The 9,145-nt window shown below is 63.4% G+C and carries 9 protein-coding genes; 5 read left to right on the plus strand and 4 right to left on the minus strand.

Features of this window, described 5'->3' with window-relative positions; genetic code table 11:
- Positions 1-42: 42 nt before the first annotated feature.
- The 3 genes from HX803_RS12240 to HX803_RS12250 are packed head-to-tail and all read right to left on the minus strand — an operon-like array spanning position 43 to position 2,481.
- On the minus strand, positions 43-849 hold the full coding sequence (locus HX803_RS12240; RefSeq protein WP_178920886.1) for a sulfite exporter TauE/SafE family protein: 807 nt from the start codon (positions 847-849) through the stop codon (positions 43-45).
- Positions 850-2,094, minus strand: coding sequence for an FAD/NAD(P)-binding oxidoreductase (locus HX803_RS12245; protein WP_178920888.1), 1,245 nt, complete (start codon positions 2,092-2,094; stop codon positions 850-852).
- 51 nt (positions 2,095-2,145) lie between these two features.
- Entirely contained in the window at positions 2,146-2,481 is a 336-nt protein-coding gene (locus tag HX803_RS12250) for a helix-turn-helix transcriptional regulator (RefSeq protein WP_017136253.1), read from the minus strand.
- Positions 2,482-2,576: 95 nt separating this feature from the next.
- On the opposite strand from HX803_RS12250, the gene HX803_RS12255 reads away from it, so the two are divergent.
- A complete protein-coding gene (locus HX803_RS12255; protein WP_178920890.1) occupies positions 2,577-3,440 on the plus strand; it encodes an MBL fold metallo-hydrolase in 864 nt (287 codons plus the stop codon).
- 54 nt (positions 3,441-3,494) lie between these two features.
- On the opposite strand, the gene bkdR is transcribed toward HX803_RS12255, so the two are convergent.
- Complete coding sequence (gene bkdR, locus HX803_RS12260) at positions 3,495-3,983, minus strand: Bkd operon transcriptional regulator BkdR (protein WP_178920892.1); 489 nt, start codon at positions 3,981-3,983, stop codon at positions 3,495-3,497.
- 195 nt (positions 3,984-4,178) lie between these two features.
- Between bkdR and HX803_RS12265 the strand changes: the two genes are divergently transcribed.
- The 4 genes from HX803_RS12265 to lpdA are packed head-to-tail and all read left to right on the plus strand — an operon-like array spanning position 4,179 to position 9,117.
- A complete protein-coding gene (locus HX803_RS12265; protein WP_178920894.1) occupies positions 4,179-5,414 on the plus strand; it encodes a 3-methyl-2-oxobutanoate dehydrogenase (2-methylpropanoyl-transferring) subunit alpha in 1,236 nt (411 codons plus the stop codon).
- Between the two features lies 1 nt (position 5,415).
- Positions 5,416-6,474, plus strand: a complete 1,059-nt coding sequence (locus HX803_RS12270; RefSeq protein WP_176998931.1) for an alpha-ketoacid dehydrogenase subunit beta — start codon at positions 5,416-5,418, stop codon at positions 6,472-6,474.
- Positions 6,475-7,734 carry a dihydrolipoamide acetyltransferase family protein gene (locus HX803_RS12275; RefSeq protein WP_178920896.1) on the plus strand — a complete coding sequence of 420 codons (1,260 nt, stop codon included), beginning with the start codon at positions 6,475-6,477 and terminating at the stop codon, positions 7,732-7,734.
- 3 nt (positions 7,735-7,737) lie between these two features.
- A complete protein-coding gene (gene lpdA / locus HX803_RS12280; RefSeq protein ID WP_178920898.1) occupies positions 7,738-9,117 on the plus strand; it encodes a dihydrolipoyl dehydrogenase in 1,380 nt (459 codons plus the stop codon).
- Positions 9,118-9,145 lie beyond the last annotated feature (28 nt).

Here is a 9,145-nt window from a genome sequence, read left to right on the forward strand (position 1 = left end):
GGTGATCGTTTTCAAGTGATCAGCGCCAGCCAGAGGGTGGGATCAGAGAGCGGCCTTGATCAACATGCCCGCCGCCACCAGCACACACAGGCCGGCAAAGCCGACTTGCAGGGTGCGCGTGGGGATCAACGCGCACAGGCGCCGACCGGCGAGCATGCCGACGATGCTGGCGCCAATGAACATCCACCCCACCGGTTCGATGCGCACACCGGCATGGAACGCGCCCGCCACACCGATCAACGAGATCAGGCTGATCACCATCAACGAGGTGGCGACAATGCCGCGCATCTGCACGTCGGTGAGCTGCTTGAATGCCGGCACGATCAGAAAGCCCCCGCCCACGCCGAGCAGGCCCGACACGGCACCGGTCACGGCGCCGAGCGCCGCCAGGGTGGCCGTGCATTTGGCGGTCCAGGCCAGGCGCCCGGTCTGCTGGTTGAGCATGCAGTTCTTCTGCCCCCAGGACGCGGCGCCATGGTCACTGGGCCCGGCCTCGGTCTTTTCGCGCTGCAACATGCGCCAGGCCACCAGCACCATCAGCGCGCTGAACAGGCCCATCAGCAGGTATTCCGGCAATTGGTGAGCGAAAAACACCCCCACCGGCGAAAACAACCCGCCCAACACCGCGATCAGCAACGCCGCGCGATAGCGCACCAGGCCATGGCGCAAGCCGTCGACGGCCCCCACCGCTGCCGCCGCACCCACGGCGAGCAGCGACACCGGTGCGGCCTGGGTCATGCTCAGGCCCAAGCCCAGCACCAGCGCCGGCACGCCGAGGATGCCGCCGCCGGCACCGGTCAGGCCCATGACCAGGCCCATCAAGATACCCAACACACTGGCCAGCAGCATTCAGTCCACCTTGCTCAGGCGGGTCAGCCACTCGCGGCCCTTGAGCATGCCGTTCCAGTAGAACCACGGCAGCAGCGTCGCCTTGAGGAACCACATCGAACGGCGTGCCTGGGTCGGGTCCAGAGGGAAAGTCGGCAGCAGCTTGCCACCATAGCCGAACTCGGCCAGCACCACCTTGCCCTTCTCCACCGTCAGCGGGCAGGAGCCATAACCGTCGTACTTGAGGGGCAGCGGCGCCTGTTTGCGCAGGGCCAGCAGGTTTTCGGCGACCACCACGATCTGCTTGCGCACGGCGGCGGCGGTCTTGGCGTTGGTGGTGCCGCACACATCGCCCAGGCCGAAGATATGCGGGTAACGCAGGTGCTGCAGGCTGTGGGGGTTGACCTCGCACCAGCCGGCCGCGTCGGCCAATGCACTGTGGCGGATGAAGTCCGGGGAAACCTGCGGCGGGACCACGTGCAGCAGGTCGAAGCTTTTCTCTTGAACAGTGACGTTGCCCTCGGCGTCCTTCACCTCGAACCAGGCCCTGCGCGCCGGGCCGTCGACCTTGACCAGGTTGGCATTGAACACCAGGCGGGCGTTGTACTTTTCAACGTACTTCATCAACGGCGGCACAAAGGTCGGCACGCCGAACAGCGCGGCACCCGCCAGGTTGAATTCGACATCGATGTTGTTCAGGACGCCCTGCTTGAGCCAGTGATCGCAGGAGAGGTACAGCGCCTTTTGCGGCGCGCCCGCGCATTTGATCGGCATGGCCGGCTGGGTGAAGATCGCCTTGCCACCCTTGAGCTGCTGCACCAATTGCCAGGTGTAGGCGGCGTGTTCGTAACTGTAGTTGGAGGTGACGCCGTTGCGCCCGAGGGTGTCCTGCAGGCCCTCGATTTTCTCCCAGGCCAGGCGCAGGCCCGGGCACACCACCAGGTTTTTCCAGCTGACGCGCTGGCCGCTGTCGAGCACCAACGTCTGCTCATCGGCCAGGATTTCGGTGACCGCGGCCTGTATCCAGGTCACGCCGTTGGGCAGCACATCCGCCAATGGGCGACGGGTCTTCTTCACGTCGTAGGCGCCACCACCCACTAACGTCCAGGCGGGCTGGTAGCTGTGGTGGTCGCTGGGTTCGATGAGGGTGATGTTCAGGTGGGGGTCGCGCTTGAGCAGGCTGGCCAGCAGGCCGATGCCTGCCGAGCCGCCGCCGATGACTACGATGTCGCCACTGATGGTTGGGCCCCAGTGTTGGTCGGTCATGGTCTATCGCCTTTTTTATTCAATGCACACAAGGGTCGCTGCCGGATGGCGTCACGCCCAGCTTTTAATCACCGCGCCGCAGTACAGGCCGGACAGGGTCTTCATCACTTGAATCACTTCATGGCTGGCCAGCCCGTAGAAGATGTATTTGCCTTCCCGACGGGTGGCGACCAACCCTTCGTCGCGCAGGATGCCCAACTGTTGGGACAGTGTGGGCTGGCGCACGCCGGTCATGGTTTCCAGCTCGCCGACGTTGCGCTCGCCCTGGGTCAACTGGCAGAGGATCAACAAACGGTCTTCATTGGCCAGCGCCTTGAGCAAGGAACAGGCCTTGGACGCCGACGCGCGCAGTTGGGCGACTTCGCCTTCACTCAGAGTAGATTCCATTTGCCTCGGGTCCTTTTTGTCACTTAAGCTCAAAACATTATGTGTAAACGTAAACTGATTGTAACGACTTTTTTCTTCAATTGGGGACAGCCGCCATGCCCGCGTTGATTCACGCTTTTTTGGACGAGGCATCGTCGACCTACACCTACATCATCTATGAAGCCGACGGCGGCCCCTGTGCCATCGTCGACTCGGTGCTCAACTACGACCCGGCTTCCGGGCGTACCGACACGGCCCAGGCCGACAAGGTCATCGCCTTTGTCCGTGAACATCACTTGCAGGTGCAATGGCTGCTGGAAACCCACGCTCACGCCGACCACCTGTCTGCCGCACCGTATTTGCGGCGCACCCTGGGCGGCAAGATTGCCATCGGACAGTCCATCAGCACCGTGCAGGGTGTGTTCAAGAACCTGTTCAACCTGGAGCCTGAATTTCGCGTGGATGGCTCGCAGTTCGATCACTTGTTTGCGCCGGATGAGGTGTTTCATATCGGCAACCTGAAGGCCCAGGCGCTGCATGTGCCCGGGCATACGCCGGCCGACATGGCTTACTTGATCGACGACCGGTTGATCCTGGTGGGTGACACGCTGTTCATGCCGGATGTGGGCACGGCGCGCTGTGACTTCCCGGGCGGCGATGCGCGGCAGCTGTATGCGTCAATGCGAAAGTTGCTGGCGTTCCCGTTGGAAACCGAACTGTACGTTTGCCATGACTACCCGCCCGAAGGCCGCACGGCGAAATGCCTGACCACTGTTGCGGAACAACGCGCGGGGAATATCCACGTGCATGACGGTGTGAATGAAGCAGCGTTTGTCGAAATGCGTACCCAACGGGACGCCGGGTTGGGCATGCCGACGCTGTTGCTGCCGGCGATCCAGGTGAATGTGCGGGCGGGAAATATGCCGCCGGCGGAAGACAACGGCGTCGTCTACCTCAAAATCCCCCTCAACAGGCTCTGACATGCTGAATTTGTAGTGAGCGGGCTTGCCCCGCTCACTACAAAGCAAGGCACGTCACTGACCTAGATTGATGCCATTGGCCGGCAACGGCAGCGCCGTTTTATAGCGCACCTGCTTCAACGCAAAGCTCGACCGAATATTCGCCACCCCCGGCACCTTGGTCAAAAAGTCCATCATGAACCGCTCCAGCGACTGGATCGTCGGCACCAGCACCCGGATCAGGTAGTCCGGGTCGCCCGCCATCAGGTAGCACTCCATCACTTCCGGCCGGTCGGCAATTGCGCCTTCGAATTGCTGCAGCGCCAGCTCGTTCTGTTTCTCCAGGCTGACATGGATGAATACGTTGACGTGCAGCCCGAGCAGGTCGGCGTCGAGCAAGGTGACCTGGTCACGGATCAGCCCCAATTCCTCCATCGCCTTCACCCGGTTGAAACACGGCGTGGGCGACAGGTTCACCGAACGCGCCAGGTCGGCGTTGGTGATGCGGGCGTTCTCCTGCAGGGCGTTGAGAATGCCGATATCGGTACGGTCCAGTTTGCGCATGAGACAAAATCACCTGTTTATTATGTTTATGCAGTTTTTTTATCCGCAAATGATCCTGAGCGCAATGAAACACAGATAAATATTCTTCTACGCCCCGCCTATGATTGTTGTAGGACAAGATTTCCCTTACCCAGGGACTGACTGTCAGCTAGCGCGCCCACTACAAGAAATTCACAAGATAGAGCGTAGAAAGCCATGACCCAGCAGTACGAACCACTGCGCCTGCACGTTCCCGAACCCTCGGGCCGCCCAGGCTGCAAGACCGACTTCACGTACCTGCGCCTGACCGACGCTGGTACCGTGCGCAAACCCGCCATCGACGTAGAACCCGCCGACACCGCCGACCTGGCCAAGGGCCTGATCCGCGTGCTCGACGACCAGGGCCAGGCCCTGGGGCCGTGGGCCGAAGGCGTCTGCGTCGAGATCATGCGCCGCGGCATGCGCGCCATGCTCAAGACGCGCATCTTCGACAACCGCATGGTGGTCGCCCAGCGCCAGAAAAAAATGTCGTTCTACATGCAGAGCCTGGGCGAAGAAGCCATCGGCAGCGCCCAGGCCCTGGCCTTGAACATCGACGACATGTGCTTTCCCACCTACCGCCAGCAAAGCATCCTGATGGCCCGCGACGTGCCGCTGGTGGACCTGATCTGCCAGTTGCTGTCCAACGAGCGCGACCCGCTCAAGGGGCGTCAGTTGCCGATCATGTATTCGGTCAAGGACGCCGGCTTCTTCACTATTTCCGGCAACCTCGCCACCCAATTCGTACAAGGCGTGGGCTGGGGCATGGCCTCGGCGATCAAGGGCGATACCAAGATCGCCTCGGCCTGGATCGGCGACGGCGCCACTGCTGAATCCGACTTCCACACCGCCCTCACCTTCGCCCACGTGTACCGTGCGCCGGTGATCCTCAACGTGGTCAACAACCAGTGGGCCATCTCCACCTTCCAGGCCATTGCCGGTGGTGAAGCCACCACCTTCGCCGGACGCGGCGTCGGTTGCGGCATCGCCTCCCTGCGCGTGGACGGCAACGACTTTATCGCGGTGTACGCAGCCTCCGCCTGGGCCGCCGAGCGTGCGCGCCGCAACCTGGGCCCGACACTGATCGAGTGGGTCACCTACCGCGCCGGCCCGCATTCAACCTCCGATGATCCGTCCAAGTACCGCCCCGCCGACGACTGGAGTCACTTCCCCTTGGGCGACCCGATTGCGCGCCTCAAGCAGCACCTGATCAAGATTGGCCAGTGGTCCGAAGAGGAACACGCGGCGGTCAGTGCCGAACTGGAAGCCGAAGTGATCGCCGCGCAGAAAGAAGCCGAACAGTACGGCACCCTGGCCGGTGGCCAGATTCCAAGCGCCGCGACCATGTTCGAAGACGTCTATAAAGAGATGCCGGAGCACTTGAAGCGCCAGCGTCAAGAGTTGGGGATCTGACATGAACGATCACAACAACAGTATTGAAGTGGAAACCGCCATGACCACCACCACCATGACCATGATCCAGGCCCTGCGCTCGGCCATGGATGTGATGCTCGAACGTGACGACAACGTGGTGGTGTTCGGCCAGGACGTGGGTTACTTCGGCGGCGTGTTCCGTTGCACCGAAGGCTTGCAGAACAAGTACGGCAGCTCGCGGGTATTCGACGCCCCGATCTCCGAAAGCGGCATCGTCGGCGTCGCCGTAGGCATGGGCGCCTATGGCCTGCGCCCGGTGGCCGAAATCCAGTTTGCCGACTACGTCTACCCCGCCACCGACCAGATCATCTCCGAAGCGGCGCGCCTGCGTTATCGCTCGGCCGGCCAGTTCACCGCGCCGCTGACCATGCGCATGCCCTGCGGCGGCGGCATCTACGGCGGCCAGACCCACAGCCAGAGCATTGAGGCGGTGTTTACCCAAGTCTGCGGCCTGCGCACCGTCATGCCGTCGAACCCCTATGACGCCAAGGGCCTGCTGATCGCCTCCATCGAAAACGATGACCCGGTGATCTTCCTGGAGCCCAAGCGCCTGTACAACGGCCCGTTCGACGGCCACCACGACCGGCCGGTAACGCCCTGGTCGAAACACCCGCAAGCCCAAGTCCCGGACGGCTACTACACCGTGCCGCTGGACGTGGCCGCCATCGTGCGCCCAGGCTCAGCCGTGACCGTGCTGACCTACGGCACCACCGTGTATGTGTCGCAAGTGGCGGCCGAAGAAACCGGCATCGACGCCGAGGTCATCGACCTGCGCAGCCTGTGGCCGCTGGACCTGGACACCATCGTCAAGTCGGTGAAAAAGACCGGCCGTTGCGTGGTGGTGCATGAAGCCACGCGCACCTGCGGTTTTGGGGCCGAGCTGGTGTCGCTGGTGCAAGAGCATTGCTTCCACCACCTGGAAGCGCCGATCGAACGCGTCACCGGCTGGGACACCCCCTACCCGCACGCGCAGGAGTGGGCGTATTTCCCAGGGCCGTCCCGAGTGGGCGCGGCGTTGAAACGGGTCATGGAGGTCTGAATGGGCACGCACGTTATCAAGATGCCGGACATTGGCGAAGGCATTGCGGAAGTTGAATTGTCGGTGTGGCATGTAAAGGTCGGCGACATGGTCGTCGAAGACCAGGTACTGGCGGATGTCATGACCGACAAGGCGATGGTGGACATTCCCTCGCCCGTGCACGGCAAAGTGATTTCCCTCGGCGGCGAGCCGGGTGAAGTCATGGCCGTGGGCAGTATTCTGATCAGCATCGAAGTGGAAGGCGCCGGCAACGCCAAGGAAGCCCCCGCTGTGAAGGAAGCGCCGAAGGCCGCACCGGTGGTCGAAGCCAAGCCTGCGCCGGTGGCGGTTGAAAGCACACCGGCGCCGGTTATCGCAGCCCAGGCACCGGTGGCGCGTGCAGCCGACGAGCGCCCCCTGGCCTCCCCGGCCGTGCGCAAACACGCACTGGACGCCGGCATTCAGTTGCGCCTGGTGCAGGGGTCCGGCCCGGCAGGGCGAATCCTGCACGAAGACCTCGACGCCTATCTGCAACAAGGCACGACGAAAGCGTCCACGGCCGCCAACCCTTACGCCGAGCGCAACACCGAAGAACAGATCCCGGTGATCGGCATGCGCCGCAAGATCGCCCAGCGCATGCAGGACGCCACGCGGCGCGCCGCGCATTTCAGCTACGTGGAAGAGATCGACGTCACCGCCCTCGACGAGCTGCGCGTGCACCTCAACGAGAAACACGGCGCCACACGCGGCAAGCTGACCCTGCTGCCGTTCATCGTGCGCGCCATGGTCGTGGCGTTGCGGGACTTCCCGCAGATCAATGCGCGCTATGACGACGAAGCCCAGGTCATCACCCGCCTTGGCGCGGTGCATGTGGGCGTCGCCACCCAGAGCGACGTCGGCTTGATGGTGCCCGTGGTGCGTCACGCCGAAGCCCGTAGCCTGTGGGGCAATGCCGAGGAAATCGCACGCTTGGCCACCGCCGCGCGCAATGGCAAGGCCAGCCGCGACGAACTGTCGGGCTCGACCATCACCCTGACCAGCTTGGGCGCCTTGGGCGGCATCGTCAGCACGCCAGTGCTGAACCTGCCGGAAGTGGCCATCGTCGGCGTCAACCGTATCGTTGAGCGGCCGATGGTGATCAAGGGCCAGATCGTGGTGCGCAAGATGATGAACCTCTCCAGCTCGTTCGATCACCGCGTGGTCGACGGCATGGACGCGGCGCAATTCATCCAGGCCATTCGCGGCCTGCTCGAACAACCCGCCAGCCTGTTCCTGGAGTAAGGCATGACGCAGACTTTGAACACCACGCTGCTGATCATCGGCGGCGGCCCTGGCGGTTATGTGGCGGCGATCCGCGCCGGCCAACTGGGCATCCCGACCATCCTGGTGGAAGGCCAGGCACTGGGCGGCACCTGCCTGAATATCGGCTGCATTCCGTCCAAGGCCCTGATCCATGTGGCCGAGCAGTTCCAGCAAACCGTGCACCACAGCCAAGGCTCCAAACTGGGCATCGAAGTGGATGTGCCGACCCTGGACATCCGCAAGAGCGTGGAATGGAAGGACGGTATCGTCGACCGCCTGACCACCGGCGTTTCGGCGTTGCTCAAGAAGCACAAGGTGCAGGTGATCCACGGCTGGGCCAAGGTGGTGGACGGCAAGACCGTCGACGTCGGCGACCAGCGCATCACCTGCGAACACCTGCTGCTGGCCACCGGCTCGAAAAGCGTCAACCTGCCGATGCTGCCGATTGGCGGGCCGATCATCTCGTCCACCGAAGCCCTGGCGCCCACCCGCGTGCCCAAGCGCCTGGTGGTGGTGGGTGGCGGCTATATTGGCCTGGAGCTGGGCATTGCCTACCGCAAACTGGGCGCCGAAGTCAGTGTGGTCGAGGCGCAGGATCGCGTCCTGCCGGCCTACGATGCCGAGCTGACGGCGCCGGTGGCCGAGTCCCTCAAGCAACTGGGGGTGAAGCTGTACCTCAAGCACAGCGTGACGGGCTTTGCCGACTCGCAGTTGCAAGTGCGCGATCCGAATGGCGATACGCTGTCGCTGGAAACCGACCAAGTGCTGGTGGCCGTGGGCCGCAAACCCAATACCCAGGGCTGGAACCTTGAAGCGCTGAACCTTGAGATGAACGGTGCGGCGATCAAGATCGACAGCCGTTGCCAGACCAGCATGCGCAACGTGTATGCCATCGGCGACCTGAGCGGCGAGCCGATGCTGGCGCACCGCGCCATGGCCCAGGGCGAAATGGTCGCCGAGCTGATCAGCGGTCAAGCCCGCGAATTCAACCCGGCCGCGATCCCCGCCGTGTGTTTTACCGACCCGGAAGTGGTGGTGGTCGGCAAGACCCCGGACGAGGCCAAGGCTGCCGGACTGGATTGCATCGTTTCGAGTTTCCCGTTTGCGGCCAATGGCCGGGCGATGACCCTGGAATCGAAAACCGGCTTCGTGCGGGTGGTGGCGCGCCGTGACAACCACCTGATCGTCGGCTGGCAAGCCGTGGGGGTGGGCGTCTCGGAGCTGTCCACCGCGTTTGGCCTGAGCCTGGAAATGGGCTCGCGCCTGGAGGATGTGGCGGGCACCATCCACGCCCACCCGACGCTTGGCGAGGCGGTGCTGGAAGCCGCGCTGCGGGCGTTGGGCCACGCGTTGCACCTGTAAAACCGCGGTCCTTGTGGGAGCGGGCTTG

The sequence above is a fragment of the Pseudomonas sp. P7548 genome (assembly GCF_013386585.1).
Taxonomy (GTDB): Bacteria; Pseudomonadota; Gammaproteobacteria; order Pseudomonadales; family Pseudomonadaceae; genus Aquipseudomonas.